The sequence below is a fragment of the Streptomyces sp. SID5785 genome, from assembly GCF_009870065.1.
Classification (GTDB): domain Bacteria; phylum Actinomycetota; class Actinomycetes; order Streptomycetales; family Streptomycetaceae; genus Streptomyces.
In genome coordinates this window covers 15,210-31,812 of the sequence record NZ_WWIA01000303.1, presented here as the reverse complement: position 1 = coordinate 31,812, position 16,603 = coordinate 15,210, and the positions used below count along the sequence as shown (strand labels likewise).

Annotated in this window: 17 protein-coding genes; 10 read left to right on the top strand and 7 right to left on the bottom strand. The window is 71.8% G+C overall.

Annotation, left to right across the window (positions count from 1 at the left end; genetic code table 11):
* The first annotated feature begins 107 nt into the window (after positions 1-107).
* The 4 genes from GTW43_RS09745 (at position 108) to GTW43_RS09730 (ending at position 4,423) form a co-directional block, all read left to right on the top strand.
* Positions 108-446: a hypothetical protein gene (locus GTW43_RS09745; protein WP_161301208.1), complete on the top strand. Its 339-nt coding sequence runs from the start codon at positions 108-110 to the stop codon at positions 444-446.
* A 294-nt stretch (positions 447-740) separates the two neighbouring features.
* Positions 741-2,012 (top strand): Ig-like domain-containing protein, encoded by a 1,272-nt coding sequence (locus GTW43_RS09740; RefSeq protein ID WP_161301209.1) that lies wholly within the window; start codon positions 741-743, stop codon positions 2,010-2,012.
* Positions 2,013-2,200: 188 nt separating this feature from the next.
* A complete protein-coding gene (locus tag GTW43_RS09735; protein WP_161301231.1) occupies positions 2,201-3,670 on the top strand; it encodes an ABC transporter permease in 1,470 nt (489 codons plus the stop codon).
* A gap of 57 nt (positions 3,671-3,727) precedes the next feature.
* Positions 3,728-4,423 carry an ABC transporter ATP-binding protein gene (locus GTW43_RS09730; RefSeq protein ID WP_161301230.1) on the top strand — a complete coding sequence of 232 codons (696 nt, stop codon included), beginning with the start codon at positions 3,728-3,730 and terminating at the stop codon, positions 4,421-4,423.
* Between the two features lie 30 nt (positions 4,424-4,453).
* On the opposite strand, the gene GTW43_RS09725 is transcribed toward GTW43_RS09730, so the two are convergent.
* Entirely contained in the window at positions 4,454-5,368 is a 915-nt protein-coding gene (locus GTW43_RS09725) for a helix-turn-helix transcriptional regulator (protein ID WP_161301229.1), read from the bottom strand.
* Between the two features lie 118 nt (positions 5,369-5,486).
* Between GTW43_RS09725 and GTW43_RS09720 the strand changes: the two genes are divergently transcribed.
* Positions 5,487-6,530 carry an NAD(P)-dependent alcohol dehydrogenase gene (locus GTW43_RS09720; RefSeq protein WP_161301228.1) on the top strand — a complete coding sequence of 348 codons (1,044 nt, stop codon included), beginning with the start codon at positions 5,487-5,489 and terminating at the stop codon, positions 6,528-6,530.
* A gap of 118 nt (positions 6,531-6,648) precedes the next feature.
* Positions 6,649-6,984, top strand: coding sequence for a DUF1330 domain-containing protein (locus GTW43_RS09715; RefSeq protein WP_161301227.1), 336 nt, complete (start codon positions 6,649-6,651; stop codon positions 6,982-6,984).
* A gap of 24 nt (positions 6,985-7,008) precedes the next feature.
* Here GTW43_RS09715 and GTW43_RS09710 read toward each other — a convergent pair whose 3' ends face one another.
* On the bottom strand, positions 7,009-8,610 hold the full coding sequence (locus GTW43_RS09710; protein WP_161301226.1) for a M48 family metallopeptidase: 1,602 nt from the start codon (positions 8,608-8,610) through the stop codon (positions 7,009-7,011).
* A 156-nt stretch (positions 8,611-8,766) separates the two neighbouring features.
* Positions 8,767-9,858 (bottom strand): hypothetical protein, encoded by a 1,092-nt coding sequence (locus GTW43_RS09705; protein WP_161301225.1) that lies wholly within the window; start codon positions 9,856-9,858, stop codon positions 8,767-8,769.
* Between the two features lie 96 nt (positions 9,859-9,954).
* Here GTW43_RS09705 and GTW43_RS09700 point away from each other — a divergent pair, with 96 nt between their 5' ends.
* Positions 9,955-11,130, top strand: coding sequence for a cystathionine gamma-synthase (locus GTW43_RS09700; RefSeq protein ID WP_161301224.1), 1,176 nt, complete (start codon positions 9,955-9,957; stop codon positions 11,128-11,130).
* 31 nt (positions 11,131-11,161) lie between these two features.
* Here GTW43_RS09700 and GTW43_RS09695 read toward each other — a convergent pair whose 3' ends face one another.
* From GTW43_RS09695 to GTW43_RS09685, 3 genes are all read right to left on the bottom strand, one after another.
* On the bottom strand, positions 11,162-11,416 hold the full coding sequence (locus GTW43_RS09695; protein ID WP_161301223.1) for a hypothetical protein: 255 nt from the start codon (positions 11,414-11,416) through the stop codon (positions 11,162-11,164).
* On the bottom strand, positions 11,413-11,898 hold the full coding sequence (locus GTW43_RS09690) for a sigma factor-like helix-turn-helix DNA-binding protein (protein WP_161301222.1): 486 nt from the start codon (positions 11,896-11,898) through the stop codon (positions 11,413-11,415). The genes GTW43_RS09695 and GTW43_RS09690 overlap by 4 nt, the downstream gene beginning before the upstream one ends.
* Before the next feature lie 84 nt (positions 11,899-11,982).
* Positions 11,983-12,471: a MarR family transcriptional regulator gene (locus GTW43_RS09685; RefSeq protein ID WP_161301244.1), complete on the bottom strand. Its 489-nt coding sequence runs from the start codon at positions 12,469-12,471 to the stop codon at positions 11,983-11,985.
* Between the two features lie 182 nt (positions 12,472-12,653).
* Between GTW43_RS09685 and ilvA the strand changes: the two genes are divergently transcribed.
* The 3 genes from ilvA to GTW43_RS09670 all read left to right on the top strand — a co-directional run bounded on the left by ilvA (position 12,654) and on the right by GTW43_RS09670 (position 15,898).
* Positions 12,654-13,895 (top strand): threonine ammonia-lyase, encoded by a 1,242-nt coding sequence (gene ilvA, locus GTW43_RS09680; RefSeq protein ID WP_161301221.1) that lies wholly within the window; start codon positions 12,654-12,656, stop codon positions 13,893-13,895.
* A gap of 168 nt (positions 13,896-14,063) precedes the next feature.
* Positions 14,064-15,038, top strand: a complete 975-nt coding sequence (locus tag GTW43_RS09675) for an ATP-binding cassette domain-containing protein (RefSeq protein WP_161301220.1) — start codon at positions 14,064-14,066, stop codon at positions 15,036-15,038.
* Positions 15,035-15,898, top strand: coding sequence for an ABC transporter permease (locus GTW43_RS09670; protein WP_161301219.1), 864 nt, complete (start codon positions 15,035-15,037; stop codon positions 15,896-15,898). Before GTW43_RS09675 ends, GTW43_RS09670 begins: the two co-directional genes overlap by 4 nt.
* A gap of 69 nt (positions 15,899-15,967) precedes the next feature.
* Here the strand turns inward: GTW43_RS09670 and greA are convergent, their stop codons facing one another.
* Positions 15,968-16,465, bottom strand: a complete 498-nt coding sequence (gene greA / locus GTW43_RS09665; protein WP_161301218.1) for a transcription elongation factor GreA — start codon at positions 16,463-16,465, stop codon at positions 15,968-15,970.
* Positions 16,466-16,603: the final 138 nt, after the last annotated feature.

Genomic DNA, 16,603 nt, shown 5'->3' with positions numbered 1-16,603 from the left:
AAGCGATCCCCCTTGTGGCGCTGGCGAATTGGCCGTGTGCGCCGATGTTAGTGAATCCTGCGGGTCACAGGAAAGTCACGAGCGGAACGGGCCGTACGCTCCGCGGTATGAGCACTGATGAGACGTCACGTTTTGTTCGCCTGAAGGTGGAATTGGTCCTGGAGGTCGAGGACGCGGAGGCGCTGACCGGCGCCGCGCTGCAGCGGATCTCCGAGGACGAGGCCATGCCGCCGGAGGAGAGGTCGCACGCCGAGGGGGCCGTGCAGGAGGACGAGGCGGAGGCCGTCGCGTACCTCGTCGACCCGTTCGACCTGGTCGCGGAGGTGCCCGGGGCGGAGCTCGTGCAGGCCTCGTGGTCCAGCGAACAGGTGGATTACGATCCCGATTCGCCGGATTGGGACCTCGACGAGGATGATGAGGGTCAGGACGGCACGGACCACGTGTAGCGCCACCCGGATCACACCCCCGGGCGGTGACCGCTGCCCGGGGTTCCGTCGTCCCGGAGGGGGAGTCACGGAAGTGGGACGCGAGGTTCCGCGGGGTGCCGTCACGGTCGGTGCGCCGGTGGTCACGTGTCCGTACGCCGACGTGTCCTCGCCCACATCCGAGCGTTTTCGGGAACGGGACGAACCGGTCACCGCGTTGAGTACGGGTATGGGGAACACGTGTGTTCTCCCTGACCGCACTCGGGGCGGCCGAAGACTGGCCGGGACGTCGGGAAGTCGGGTAATTCGGCGACTATGGAGAAGCGTGTGATGACGGACGGTAAGCGGCGCAAGGGCCTGATGGCCGCGTCCGCTGTGCTCGGCGGCGTGCTGGTGCTCTCCGCGTGCAGCGGGAGCGACGCCGACTCGGGCGGCTCGGCGAGCGGTACGAAGGAGTCGCAGGCCTCGCAGGCGGACGAGGCGGCGGCGAAGAAGACCTCCGAGGCCGAGATCAGGATCGCCCCCAAGGACGGCTCCGACAACGCGAGCATCAACAACGCCGCGAAGGTCACCGTGAGCAAGGGCACGCTCACCGACGTCACCATGACGACCGCCGACGGCACCGCGGTCGCGGGACAGATATCGGCCGACAAGAAGAGCTGGAAGCCCACGAACCAGCTCGAGCGGTCGACCACGTACAAGATCGCCGCCGAGGCGAAGGACTCGGGCAACCGGGTCGCGCACGAGAACGCGTCGTTCACGACCGTCTCCCCGGCCAACAGCTTCATCGGCAACTTCACGCCGGAGGACGGCTCGACGGTCGGCGTCGGCATGCCGGTCTCGATCAACTTCGACAAGGCGATCACGAACAAGGCCGATGTGCAGTCCCACATCACGGTCTCGTCCAGCAGCGGCCAGGAGGTCGTCGGCCACTGGTTCAACGCCAACCGCATCGACTTCCGCCCCGAGGACTACTGGAAGGGCGGCTCCACCGTCACCCTGAAGCTGGACCTCGACGGGGTCGAGGGAGCGGACGGCGTGACCGGCGTCCAGCAGAAGACCGTCACCTTCAAGGTCGGGCGGAACCAGGTCTCGACCGTCGACGCCAAGACCAAGCAGATGACCGTCACCCGTGACGGCCAGGTCGTCAAGACCATCCCGATCTCCGCCGGTTCGCCCGACAACAAGACGTACGAGGGCCAGATGGTGATCTCCGAGAAGTTCAAGGAGACCCGGATGAACGGCGCGACGGTCGGCTTCACCGACGACGACGGCAAGGGCGAGTACGACATCAAGGACGTGCCGCACGCGATGCGTCTGTCGAACTCGGGCACCTTCATCCACGGCAACTACTGGGGCGCGAAGTCCATCTTCGGCTCGGTCAACACCAGCCACGGCTGTGTGGGCCTCGCCGACGCCAAGGGCGCGGGCGACTCCAGCACCCCCGGCGCCTGGTTCTACGACAACTCGATGGTCGGCGACGTCGTCATCGTGAAGAACACCGGCGACAAGACCGTCCAGCCGGACAACGGCCTGAACGGCTGGAACCTGAGCTGGGCGGACTGGAAGGCCGGCTCCGCCGCCTGATCCACCCCCGCACCACCGCGCACGGCCCCGGGCACGCACCGCGTCCCGGGGCCTTCGTGTGTCCTCCGTAAGGGGTCTCATCCCGTTCTCATCAACGCTTCAGTCAACCCTTACAGCCCGTCCATACCGTTTCGCCGTTCCCTGTCAGTGCCCCCGTCCCCCGTGGGCCCACATCCGGCGAGGCTTCGATGTTCTTCACCTATCTCCGGCGCGAGCTGCGCCGCCGCAGAAAAGCGGCGCTCGTCGTCGCCTCCGGGCTCGCGCTCGGGATCGCACTCGTCATCGTGGTCAACTCCGTGTCCTCGGGCATGAACAAGGCCCAGGACAAGGTCCTCCAGTCCCTGTACGGGCTCGGCACCGACATGACCGTCACCAAGGCCGCGAGCGCCCCCCAGAGCGGCGAGAGCGGCCGCCCGCGCTTCAAGTTCGACGCCAAGGACAGCGACTCGGACGAGGAGCAGAGCAGCGACCGGGTCATGGTGCAGGGCTTCCAGACGCTCGCCGCGTCGACCGCCGACAAGGTCGCAGGACAGGACGGCGTCGCCGACACCGTGGGCGGGCTCAGCCTCCAGGTCATGAAGGTCGACGGGCAGTTCACGCGCGGCCAGTTCAAGCAGGACGGATCCGGCGGTGGCGGCCGCACGGGCGGCCCCGGCGGCGGCAGCGGCCAGCCCCAGGGCCGGGTCGAGGGCGGCGGCGCCAGCTTCGCCGTCAACTCGTACTCGGTCTACGGCACGGACGTCACCAAGCAGGGGCTCGGCCCGCTGACCTCCTCGAAGATCACCAAGGGGCGTACCTTCAAGGCCTCCGAGACGGACGCGAAGGTCGTCGTCGCCGACGCCTCCTACGCCAAGGAGAAGAAGCTCGCCGTCGGCGACACCGTCACCGTCAAGGGCACCAAGTACAAGGTCATCGGCGTCGCGACGCCGGACAGCGGGGACGCGGCGGCCAATCTGTACCTGCCGCTGAAGCAGGCGCAGACGCTCGCCGACGCCAAGAACAAGATCACGACGGTCTACGTCAAGGCGAGCGACTCCCAGCAGATCGACTCCGTCAAGTCCGCGGTCCAGAAGAACGTCCCGGGCACCACGGTCACCACCTCCGCCGACCTCGCCGACACCGTCTCCGGCTCGCTGTCCACCGCCTCGGACCTCGCCTCGAACGTCGGCCGGTGGCTGTCGATCGCGGTGCTCGTCGCCGCGTTCGTCGTCGCGGGCCTGCTGACCTCCTCGGCCGTCTCGCGGCGCGTGCGGGAGTTCGGCACGCTGAAGGCGCTCGGCTGGAAGTCGGGCCGGGTCACCCGCCAGGTCGTCGGCGAGGCGGTCGTCAACGGGCTCATCGGCGGCGTCCTCGGCATCGCGGTCGGCCTCGCCGGCGCCTACGCGGTCAGCGCGATCAGCCCCACGCTCACCGCCGAACTCGGTGCGGGCGGCGGCCAGTCGGCGGGCGGCCCCGGGGGCGGCGGCCCCGGCGGCGGCATGATGCGCCAGGCCGCGGGCGGCAAGACCCTCGACATCGCGCTCAGCGCCCCCGTCTCCGCGACCACGATCGCCCTCGCGGTGGGCCTCGCCGTCGCCGGCGGTCTGATCGCCGGAGCCTTCGGCGGCTGGCGTGCCTCGCGACTGCGTCCGGCCGACGCGCTGCGCCGCGTCGAGTGACCCCCGCAGCCCTGCACGCCCACCCCCGACCCTCTTACGTACCGCAGGAGTTGCACCATGTATCAGCTGAAAGGCGTCACCAAGCAGTACCGGCGCGGCAAGGACACCGTGAACGCGCTGGCCGGCGTCGATCTGACCATCGGGGACGGTGACCGGCTCGTCATCCAGGGGCCCACCGGCGGCGGCAAGTCGACGCTCCTGCAGATGCTGGGCGGCCTCGACCGGCCCACCGCGGGCAGCGTCGAACTCGACGGCACCGACCTCGCGAGCCTGCCCGAGGCCCGGCTGACCAGGGTCCGCGCCGAGTCCATCGGCTTCGTCTTCCAGTCCTTCAACCTCATCCCGACGCTCACCGCGCAGGAGAACGTCGAGACCGCGCTCGTCCCGCTCGGCCTCAAGGCCGGGACCCGGCGCGAGCGCGCCGCGGAGGCGCTGCGCTCGGTGGGCCTCGGCGAACGCACCGGCCATCTGCCCTCGGAGCTGTCCGGCGGCCAGCAGCAGCGCGTCGCCATCGCCCGCGCCCTGGTGAAGAACCCGAAGGTGCTCCTCGCCGACGAGCCCACCGGGAACCTCGACGAGTCCATGCGCGACGAGATCATGGAGGTCCTGGAGACCCAGTGGAAGGAGCACGGGCTGACCTTCGTCATGGTCACCCACGACTCGGCCCTGGCGAAGAAGGCCCCGCGCCTCGCGACCATCCGCAAGGGCCGGATCACGGTCACCGAGAACGAGGCGGCGGCGAAGGCACGCTGACGCACGCCGGACGGACGGGCCTGCCCGCGCTCAGGCCCGTCCGGCTCCCGGCGAGACCGCCGGGGCGTCCGTGCCCCAGCTCGTGAGGAGGCGCAGGGCCTCCGCCGAGGGGGAGCCGGGCTCCGCGTAGTAGACCGACAGGAACTGTCCGTCGTCGTCCGGCAGATGCAGCGTCTCGTACGACAGCGACAGGTCACCGACCAGCGGATGGTGCATGCGCTTCACGCCGTGGCCCTTCTCCTTCACGTCGTGGGTCGCCCACAGCCGGCGGAACTCCTCGCTCTTGACCGACAGTTCGCCCACCAGCGCCGACAGCTCGGGGTCCTCGGGGTGGCGGCCCGCGTACAGACGCAGGTAGCTCACCATGTCCGAGGCCTTCGACTCCCAGTCCACGAACAGCTCACGGTAGTCCGGGGCGAGGAACGTCAGCCGCGCCCAGTTCCGCTCCGCGGGCGGCAGCACGCCCCAGTCGCCGAACAGGGCCGCCGCCGTCCTGTTCCACGCGAGGATCTCCGAGCGCGCCCCGCCGACGTACGCGGGCACACCCTCCATCGAGTCCAGCATGTGCCGCAGCGCCGGGCGCATCTGCTGCTGCCGGCGCGGCGCCCGCGTCCGGCGCCGCTGCTCCTTCGGCTTGGCGAGGTCGGTGAGGTGCGCGTGCTCGGCGTCGGTGAGCCGCAGGGCGCGCGCGATCGAGTCGAGCACCTCCGCGGACACGTTCCGCCCGTTGCCCTGCTCCAGGCGCGTGTAGTACGCCACCGAGACACCGGCCAGCTGTGCCAGCTCCTCGCGGCGCAGCCCCGGCACCCGGCGGTGCCGGCCGTGCGAGGCGATGCCCACGTCCTCCGGCTTGAGCCGGGCCCGCCGCGTGCGCAGGAACTCGCTCAGCTCGGCCCTGCGGTCGAGGCCGTCGGTGTGCGGTCCGGGCTCCGGTGTGTCGTCCATACCCTCAAGTATTCCCGGTCCTACGCCCACGAGCCTGTCCCCGCCAGTGGTAGGACCGCTGGACGTACGCAAAGCGGTGACCTGGGCGAATGTCCCGCGGCCGGGCACGCTGGACACCATGACCACGACTGTTGCCGCATATGCCGCTCCGAGTGCCAAGGCTCCGCTGGAGCGCACCACCATCGAACGCCGCACCGTCGGCGAGCACGACGTGCTGATCGACATCAAGTTCGCCGGCATCTGTCACTCCGACATCCACCAGGCCCGCGAGGGCTGGGGCGAGGCCATCTTCCCGATGATCCCCGGCCACGAGATCGCCGGTGTCGTCTCCGAGGTCGGCTCCGCCGTCACCCGGTTCAAGGCCGGCGACCGCGTCGGCGTCGGCTGCATGGTCGACTCCTGCCGCACGTGCGAGAACTGCCTCGCCGGGCGCGAGCAGCACTGCCTGCGCGGGAACACCGGCACGTACAACGCGATCGGCCGCGACGGCGAGCCCACCTACGGCGGCTACTCGCAGAAGGTCGTCGTCGACGAGGCCTTCACCGTCCGCATCCCCGACAGCCTCCCCCTCGACGTGGCCGCGCCGCTGCTCTGCGCCGGCATCACCACGTACTCCCCGCTCAAGCAGTGGGGCGCCGCCCCCGGCAAGAAGGTCGCCGTGATCGGCCTCGGCGGCCTCGGCCACATGGGCGTCAAGATCGCGCACGCGCTCGGCGCCGAGGTCACCGTCCTGTCGCAGTCGCTGCGCAAGAAGGACGACGGCCTCAAGCTCGGCGCGGACCACTACCACGCGACCAGCGACCCGAAGACCTTCGAGGAGCTCGCGGGCACCTTCGACGTCATCCTGTCGACCGTCTCCGCGCCCCTCGACTTCGGCGCCTACCTGGGTCTGCTCAAGGTCGGCGGCGCGCTGGTCAACGTCGGCGCCCCCGAGGAGCCGATCGCGCTCAACCTCTTCTCCCTCATCGGCGGCAACAAGACCCTCGCCGGCTCGGCGATCGGCGGCATCGCCGAGACCCAGGAGATGCTCGACTTCTGCGCCGAGCACGGTCTGGGCGCCGAGATCGAGCTCATCGAGGCCTCGCAGATCAACGAGGCGTACGAGCGCGTCGTCAACTCCGACGTGCGCTACCGCTTCGTGATCGACACCGCCACGATCTGACCCGCCGGGCCGTCCGCCCCGCGCGGATGACCCGCGAGGTAATCGACGCCCTCCCCGGGCCCCGGCAGGATCGTTCCCGTACCGACCCGATCCTGCCGGACCCGAGGAGGGCTCACCCATGACCGCCTACGCCATCGCCGTGCTGCGCCCCGAGCCCGTCCTGCACCCCGAGGTGGTGGAGTACATCGAGCGGGTCCAGGGCACGTTCGAGCCCTACGGCGGCCGCTTCCTGTCGCACAACGAACCCGGGGAGTGGCTGGAGGGCGAGCCGCTCGGCGGGATCGTCCTCGTCGAGTTCCCCGACCTGGAGCGCGCCCGTACCTGGTACGCGTCCGCCGCCTACCAGGAGATCCTGCCGCTGCGCACCGCGCACATCCCCGGCGAGCTGGTCCTGCTCGACGGCGTCCCCGCCGGGTACGACGCCCGGCGCACCGCCGCCGCCCTGCGCGGGTGACCCCGCGCGGGCCGGTGCGGGCCGTCAGGCCACGGGTGCGAGCAGCCCGCGCAGCGGCGCCGTGTCCGGGACGTCCGCGACCGCCGCGTCCAGGGCCTCCTCCAGCGGCGCGCTGCGGTCCTCGGCGAGCCGCAGCACCGCGGAACCCGTCCAGGACAGCTCGAAGTGCGCGCGGCCGCGGGCGATCAGCTCGCCGACGACCAGGTGCGACAGCATGTCGCGCAGCTGCGGGCGGGCGAGCTCGCGCGCAGCGCGGCCCGTCGCGGCCGCCGCCTGCGGTGACCTGGGCAGCCGCTCCGCGAGCTGCCACAGCGCGCCCGCCTCGATCGCCGCGAGCACCGAATCCGCCGAACCGTCGCCGCCGGTCGCCTCACGCACCGCCTGCCGCAGCGGCTCCGCCGACCCGGTGGCGTAGACCGTCATCGACTCGTGCACCAGCTGCGGCCAGTCCGCCGCCCGGCGCAGGCCGAGTGCCTGCGAGGTCAGCGCCGCCTGCTCCAGCGCGGTGAACGCGGCGGCCGGATCGACGAGCAGGCCGAGCGCCGGACCCGCCGCGTGCCGGCCGCGCCCGTCGTCGGGCAGCTGCTCGATCCGCGCGACGCGCTCCGCGATCGGCGGGTGCGTGTCGTACCCGGAGGGCTGCTCGTCCGGCAACTCGGCCCGCAGGGCGTCGAGTTCGCCGGAGCGGGCGTCGAGCAGCCGGCCGAGCCCGCCGTACACCTCACCCTGCGGCGGCAGCAGCCCCGCCCGCACGCCGAGCGTCGCGTACGCGCTCATGTACAGGTCGAACGCCGCGTCCAGAACCGGGATCTCGCGCAGCGCCGACGCCGTCGCGTCCCGGCCCGCGATCCGCGCGGCGGCGAGGTCGGCGGCGTACTCCTGGCGTCGCATCGAACCCCGCATCACCCGCACGTAGAACGAGCCGTACCAGAGGAACGGGCGGGCGGCGAGGCGGAAGCTGATGCCCGCCGAGCCCGCGCCGACCTGCCGCACCGACTTGCCCTTCGCGAGCCGCGCGGCCTGCTTGGCCTCGGACCGCCGGAGCTCGTCGGCCCGTCGGGCGTCCGAGGCGCCCATGAGCGTGCCGACGGTCAGGGAGATCCGTTCGAAGCCGCGCCGGTCGATCGCGCCGAGCCGGGGGTCGGCGTGCGCGTAGTGGCCGAACTCGTGGGCCAGGACGCCGGTCAGCTGCGCCTCGTCGAGTCCGGTCAGCAGCGGGGCGCCGAGCAGCAGGACGCGGCGGCCGGGGAACAGGCCGAGCAGGCGCACCTGTTCGTACACGGCGGCGTTCACGTGCGGCACGAGGTAGATCTCGTCCGGGCCGCGGGTGCCGGCCTGCTCGGCGAGCCGGCGCACCGCCGCCCACAGCCGGGGCTCCTGGTGCTCCTCGACGCGCAGGCCGTCCGCGGGCGGTTCGAAGCGCGGGCTGCGCACCGCGAACATGCCCCGCAGGATCGGGATCGCGACGATGCCACTGACCACGACGATCTTCAGCGCCGCCCCGAAGTGGCCGCCGCCGATGATCCACCAGTCGAGCGCGCCGAGCGCACCGAGCAGGACCAGGCCGACGAGATAGAAGCCGAGCAGCAGCACAAGGGCGCGCAGGGCGCGCAGAGTTGAGCCCATCGGGCGGTTCCCCCCACGGGAAGGCGACGAAACACCAGGTGAGACTGGTGATGCGGCTGATGCCAGTGGGGGGAACGGGAGTATGACACAGCCGAGGGGGGAACGATCACCGATTTCGCGCGACGAGCACCGTGCCCCTGCCCCCGGCGGGCCGGGTCAGTGCGGCAGCGTCGCCGGGCTGCCGCCGTTCGCCTCGTAACCGGCCACCGCGAGCGCCCGGTACACCGCGTACGACGCCGCCGGGTCCGGCTCCGTCGTCCACGGGATCGCCCCGACGTGCCCGTCCACCGCGAGCAGCTGCTCCATCGCCTCCGCCCAGTGCTCCATCCGCACCAGGAAGAACACCAGCAGATGCCGCACGTGCGCGAGCATCGGGTCGTCCGCACGCGCCTGCGAGACCGCGAACATCGCGCCGTGCAGCGCCTTCGTCACGACCTCGCTCTCGTAGAAGCTGCGCACCATCGTGATCTCGGGCAGGTGCTCGTACAGCGCGAAGAGCGGCAGGGCGGCGAGCAGCGACCCGCGCGGCGCCCGGGCCGCCGCGGCCTCGGCGAACGAGAACGCCTCCTCGCGGGAGCCGTGCCACTTCTCCGTCCAGTAGCGCAGGCCCGCCAGGTGCGCGCCCATGTGACCCGGCGCCGTGTCCAGGATCTTGAGCCACACCTGCTCGAACTCCTGCCGGGAGTACCCGAGACCGCGGGCCACCGCGAGATGCGTGATGTGCGGGACCGGGTCGCCGGGGGCGAGCAGCGCCGCCTGCTCGCACGCAGAGCGCGCCTCCTCGAGCACGATCCGCTGCTCGTCGGGCGTACCGCCGCCACGCCAGGCCTGCTGCACCAGGAACTCCGCGAAGACCTGCGCCCCGCCCGCGTCCTTCGGCTGCTGCGAGCGCCACGCCTGCAGCCAGCCCGCGCCCAGCCGCGGCGTCTGCTGCGCCTCCAGCGCGGCCGCACCGGCGATCGCCTGCACCCGCTCCCAGCGCGTCTCGGTCTCCTTGCCGGTGCCCGCGAGCAGCTGCGCGGCCGCCGTGAAGTCCTGGTTGCGCTGCACGACGCTCATCACGTCCAGGAGGTCCTGGTCGGGGCCGGGCAGCCGTACGTCCAGCTCCTCCTGGCGCACGAAACCGTAGTCCGCCGGGTCGGCGGCGTCCGGGGAGCCCGGTGACACCAGCCGGATCCCGCCCCGCCGCCGCAGCATCACGACCCAGGCGATCATCAGCACGGCCATGAGCACCCAGAGAATTCCCATGCCTACAAAGCTAACCCGTCGCCGGTGCGCACCCGCCGGCCCCGTCCGGGCCGGCCCGCCCCCCGAGCGGCCCGGAAGCGCCTACGCTCAGGCCCCATGAGCGATACGCACAACCACAGCGGCAGCGCCCCGCGCGGATTCGAGACCACCGCCATCCACGCGGGAAACACGGCCGACCCCGTCACCGGCGCCGTCGTCCCCCCGATCTACCAGGTGTCCACGTACAAGCAGGACGGCGTCGGCGGCCTGCGCGGCGGCTACGAGTACAGCCGCAGCGCCAACCCGACCCGCACCGCGCTCGAGGAGAACCTCGCCGCGCTCGAGGGCGGCCGCCGCGGCCTCGCCTTCGCGTCCGGGCTCGCCGCGGAGGACTGCCTCCTGCGCACCCTGCTCAGCCCCGGCGACCACGTCGTCATCCCGAACGACGCCTACGGCGGCACGTTCCGGCTGTTCGACAAGGTCGTCTCGCGCTGGGGCGTGGAGTGGTCCGTCGCGGACACCGCCGACATCGCCGCGGTCCGCGCCGCGATCACCCCGAAGACCAAGGCCGTCTGGGTCGAGACCCCCTCGAACCCGCTGCTCGGCATCACCGACATCGCGGCCGTCGCCCAGGTCGCCCACGCGGCCGGCGCGAAGCTCGTCGTCGACAACACCTTCGCGAGCCCCTACCTCCAGCAGCCGCTCGCGCTCGGTGCGGACGTCGTCGTGCACTCCATGACGAAGTACATGGGCGGTCACTCCGACGTGGTCGGCGGCGCCCTGATCACCGACGACCCGGCGCTCGGCGACGACCTGGCCTACCACCAGAACGCGATGGGCGCCGTCGCCGGGCCCTTCGACTCCTGGCTCGTGCTGCGCGGCATCAAGACGCTGCCCGTGCGCATGGACCGGCACAGCGAGAACGCGACCCGCGTCGCCGAGATGCTCACCCGCCACCCGCGCGTGACGCAGGTCCTCTACCCGGGCCTGCCCGAGCACCCCGGGCACGAGATCGCCGCCAAGCAGATGAAGGCGTTCGGCGGCATGATCTCGTTCCGCGTCGAGGGCGGCGAGGAGGCCGCGGTCGAGGTCTGCAACCGGGCGAAGCTGTTCACGCTCGGCGAGTCCCTCGGCGGCGTCGAGTCCCTCATCGAGCACCCGGGCCGCATGACCCACGCCTCGACGGCCGGTTCGGCCCTCGAGGTCCCCGCCGACCTGATCCGCCTCTCGGTGGGCATCGAGTCGGTCGACGACCTGCTGGCCGACCTGCAGCAGGCCCTCGGCACCGACTGACCGGTACCGACTGACCGGCACGGCCGGGGGCCTACAGGCCCGTGAGCGGTGGAGTCGTCTCCGAGGGCGGCTCCACCCACGGGTGCGCCGTGCACGCCCACACGGTGAACGCCACGGCGGCGGCCACCAGGAGCGCCCACAGCAGCCGCCGCGCGAGCACCCGGCGGCGCAGCATCCGCCCGCCCCGGCGCATCGCGTCCGCGCACAGCTCCGTCGGCACCGACGGTGGCCGCGCCGCGTCGAGCGCGGCGCGCACGGCGTCCTCCTCGCGTTCCAGCCGGCTCATACCGAAGCGGTCCCTCCCGGCGAGGGGGCGGCGGGCGCCGAGTCCCCGGGCGTCCCCGCCGCGAGCGTCACCGCCCGCGCGTGCAGGGCCCGTACGCGCTCCACGGGCAGTCCGAGCAGCGCCGCCACCTGTTCCTCGCCCACGCCCTCGAACAGCCGCAGCACGAGCACCAGGCGCTCCTGCGGCGGTACGTGCGCCAGAGCGCCGCCGTGCCCGCGGTGCTGGTGCCAGGAGCCGCGCGCGAACCGCACGGCCAGCTCCGTCCGCGCGCAGTCGTAGGGATCCTCGCCGCGCAGCCGGTCCCACGACGCGTACGTGCGCGCGAGGGCGGCCGTGAGCAGCTTCCGCGCGCGAGGGGGATCGTCGGGCGGCTCGGCCGTCAGGAGCGTCGCGGCATGCAGCAGCCGCCCGCCCGCGCCCGCGACGAACGCCTCGAACTCACGGGCCCGGCGGGCGCTCCTGAACGCCTGCCCTTCGCGCACGTCTCATCAGATTCCGCCCGCGGCCCCCGGGTCAAGAGGCAGGAGCCGCGGTGTGCCGCCACCGGCATCGGCACCCGTGCCGGGTCAGGACGCCGGGCCGGCGGACGGCTGACCCGTCTGGCGGGCGGACAGCGCCGAGTTGAAGCGCGTGAGGAGCGCGCAGAACTGCTCGCGCTCCTGCGGCTCCCAGTCCTGCGTCAACTCGGCCATCAGCTCCCGGCGCGACGAGCGCACCTCCTCGAGCCGCGCCGTACCGCGCGGGGACAGCTGCAGCACCACCGCGCGCCCGTCCTCGGGGTGCGAGGTCCGCTTGACGAGACCCGTGTCGACGAGCGGCGCCACCTGGCGCGTCACCGTCGACGAGTCGATCCCCATGCTCGCGGCGAGCGCCTTGACGCCCATCGGGCCTTCCTTGTCGAGGCGGTTGAGCAGCAGGTAGGCGGCACGGTCCATCGAGTTGCGGACCTGCCCGACCCCGCCGAGACGGGTCTGTTCGGCGCGCCGGGCGAAGACCGCCACCTGGTGCTGCAGGGTCTCGAGGAGGCCGGAATCGCCGGCGGTCGACATGTCCATCGTTTCCTGGGGTGTGGGCATGGCCGGGGGCTCACTTCATGCGTGGAGGCGGATGGGGAATGCACTGGATTTGGGGCACAGGGTACGCGGCGAAAGCGCTGACCGTACCGGCCGTGCGCAATCCTCGTTCCGCACCCTGAACACGAACGGTCCCGTCCGGCGTGAGCTGCGAGACTGCCGTCATGAGCTACGACGCGTCTCACTCCTTGCCCCGCTCGCTCCCCGCGGTCACGCTCGACGACGTGCGCGGGGCGCAGAAGATGCTCGGCGGCGTGGCGCGCGTGACGGCCATGGCGCACAGCCACCACCTCTCGCAGCTGACCGGCACCCCGGTCCACCTGAAGTGCGAGAACCTCCAGCGGACCGGCTCCTTCAAGCTGCGCGGCGCCTATGTGCGCATCGCCGGGCTGCTCCCCGAGGAGCGCGCCGCGGGCGTCGTCGCCGCCAGCGCGGGCAACCACGCGCAGGGCGTGGCCCTCGCCTCCGCGCTCCTCGGCGTGCGCTCCACGGTGTTCATGCCGGTCGGCGCGCCGCTGCCGAAGGTGGCCGCGACCCGTGACTACGGCGCCGAGGTGAGGCTGCACGGTCAGGTCGTCGACGAGACGCTGGCCGCCGCGCAGGAGTACGCCGAGCGCACCGGCGCGGTGTTCATCCACCCCTTCGACCATCCGGACGTCGTCGCCGGACAGGGCACGCTCGGCCTGGAGATCCTCGAGCAGTGCCCGGAGGTGCGCACGATCCTCGTCGGGGTCGGCGGCGGCGGGCTCGCGGCGGGCATCGCGGTCGCGGTCAAGGCGCTGCGCCCGGACGTGAAGGTCATCGGCGTGCAGGCGGCGGGCGCGGCCGCGTACCCGCCCTCGCTCGAGGCCGGGCGGCCGGTCTCGGTGCCGCACCCCGCGACGATGGCCGACGGCATCAAGGTGGGGCGCCCCGGCGACGTCCCGTTCCGCCTCGTCGCGGACCTGGTCGACGAGGTCCGCACGGTGGCGGAGGACGCCCTGTCGAGCGCGCTGCTGCTGTGCCTGGAGCGGGCCAAGCTCGTCGTCGAACCGGCGGGCGCGAGCCCCGTGGCGGCCCTCCTGAGCGACCCGCACGGCTTCGAGGGCCCGGTCGTGGCGCTCCTGTCCGGCGGCAACGTGGACCCGCTCCTGATGCAGCGCGTCCTGACCCACGGCATGGCCGCGGGCGGCCGCTACCTGTCCCTGCGGCTGCGGCTCGACGACCGCCCCGGCGCGCTGGCCTCGATCCTCGGCGTGCTCTCGGCGGCCGACGCCAACGTCATCGACGTCAGCCACGTGCGCACCGACCCGCGGCTCGGGCTCACCGAGGTCGAGGTGGAGCTGCACCTGGAGACGAAGGGCCCCGCGCACTGCGCGCAGGTCGCGGCGGCGCTGCGCGAGGCGGGCTACACGGTCATCGACTGACCGGCGCCGGGCCGTCGGGGAGCACCGCGGAAAAAACCGTGGCGAGACGCGATACATCGCGATAGTGTGTGAGGTGCTTCACTCGTCTGCCGGGCGTTGCCGCCCCGGCGAACCTAGACTTTCTCACCGGCACTCACTAGCTGGTCACTCACTCGCTGGGGGAACCACATGCCAGGCGCCATCTACGCCGAAGGTCTGGTCAAGACCTTCGGTGATGTGAAGGCCCTGGACGGGGTCGATCTGGATGTTCCAGAAGGCACCGTCCTGGGCCTGCTCGGGCCGAACGGCGCGGGCAAGACCACCGCCGTCCGCTGTCTGACGACCCTGCTCACGCCGGACAGCGGCCGAGCCGTCGTCGCGGGCATCGACGTCCTGAAGAATCCGAACGAGGTGCGCAGGTCGATCGGCCTGTCCGGCCAGTTCGCCGCGGTCGACGAGTACCTGACCGGCCGGGAGAACCTCCAGATGGTCGGACAGCTCTACCAGATGCGGGCCAAGGAGGCCAAGGCCCGCGCGGGCGAGCTGCTCGAGCGCTTCCACCTCGCGGACGCCGCCGACCGCCCGTCCAAGACCTACTCCGGCGGCATGCGCCGCCGGCTCGACCTCGCGGCCGCGCTCGTCGTCTCCCCGCCCGTGATGTTCATGGACGAGCCGACGACGGGCCTCGACCCGCGCAACAGGCAGCAGCTGTGGGAGGTCATCCAGGAACTGGTCGCGGGCGGCACCACCCTGCTGCTCACCACCCAGTACCTGGAGGAGGCCGACCACCTGGCGCACGACATCTGCGTCGTGGACCACGGCCGGGTCATCGCCCGCGGCACCTCCGACCAGCTCAAGGCGCAGACCGGCGGCGAGCGCGTCGAGGTCGTCGTGCACGAGCCGGAGCGCATCGACGACGCACGCGCCGTCCTCGCCGCTCTCGGCAAGGGCGAGACCACCGTCGAGCGGCACACGCGCAAGCTGACCGTGCCCGTCACCGGCGGCGCCAAGCTGCTCGCCGAGGTGATCCGGGAGCTGGACACGCGCGGCATCGAGATCGACGACATCGCCCTGCGCCGTCCGACCCTGGACGACGTCTTCATCTCGCTCACCGGCCACCTGGCCGAGCAGGCCGGCGAGGAGACAGAGGAGGCAGCGACATGAGCGCCGTCACCCGGACCGCCCGGGTCCCGAGCGCGGCGGGCGGCCTCGGCCAGTCCGTCCGCGACTCCCTGGTCGTCGGCAAGCGGAACCTGATCCGGATGACCCGGATCCCCGAGATGATCCTCTTCGGGATCATCCAGCCGGTGATGTTCGTGGTCCTGTTCACGTACGTCTTCGGCGGCTCGATCAACATTCCGGGCGCGCCCGCCGGCAGTTCGAGCGCCTACAAGGAATTCCTGATGGCCGGCATCTTCGCCCAGACGGTGACCTTCGCCACGGCGGGCGCCGGAGCGGGCATCGCGGACGACATGCACAAGGGCCTCATCGACCGGTTCCGCTCGCTGCCGATGGCGCGTGGCGCGGTGCTGACCGGCCGCACGCTCGCCGACCTCGTGCAGACCGCGGTGACGCTCGCCGTCCTCGCCGTGGTGGCCCTGCTCGTCGGCTGGCGCACCCACGAGAACATCGGCAAGGTGCTCGCCGGCTTCGGCCTGCTCCTGCTGCTCGGGTACGCGTTCACCTGGATCGGCGCGCTGATCGGCCTGTCCGTGCGCACCCCGGAGGCGGCGACCTCGGGCGGACTGATCTGGCTCTTCCCGCTGACCTTCATCTCGAACGCGTTCGTCCCGGTCAACGGGATGCCGAAGTTCCTGCAGTACGTCGCGGAGTGGAACCCGTTCAGTGCCACGGTCTCCGCCGCCCGCGACCTCTTCGGGAACACGATCGACGGCGTCCCCAGATCGGTCACCGGCGCGTGGCCGATGGAGCACCCGGTCTGGGCCTCCCTGATCTGGTCCGCCGTGATCATCCTGGTGTTCCGCACCCTCGCGGTCCGCAAGTACCGCAGCGCGTCGGCCTGACCCGGCCGGACGCGGACCGGGGCCCGAGCCGTCGTGGCTCGGGCCCCGGTCCAGGGCGTCGTGCGGGCGTCAGCCGGTGTAGGGCTCCGCCGTGAGGATGCGCACCGAGGCCATCTTGCCGTTCGGCAGCTCGTACTCGGCGTCCTCGCCGACCTTCTTGCCGTTCACACCCGTGCCGAGCGGCGACTGCGGCGAGTACGTCTCGATGTCCGTGCTGGCGTACTCGCGCGAGGCCAGCAGGAAGGTGACCGTGTCGTCCTCGTCGCCGTCGAAGGCGATGGTGACGACCATGCCGGGCTCGACCACGCCGTCGTCGGCCGGCGCCTCGCCGACCTTGGCCTTCTCCAGGAGCTGGGTGAGCTGGCGGATGCGGAGCTCCTGCTTGCCCTGCTCCTCCTTGGCCGCGTGGTACCCGCCGTTCTCGCGCAGGTCGCCCTCCTCGCGCGCGGCCGCGATCTTCGCGGTGACTTCCTCGCGCGCGGGACCAGACAGGTACGCCAGCTCTTCCTTGAGCTTGGTGTACGCCTCCTGGGTGAGCCAGGTGACGTCTTCGCTGGTCTGGGTCACAGGTGCTCCTCGTAGGTACTGGGAATACAAAGCATCGCCCTACCCAGAAGGATGTTCCCTCTCAGGTGGGCGAAACCACGAGCCTAACAATTCAACGGTGAAAGGGGGAGGACATAAGCCACCAGTTTTCTGTCCGCG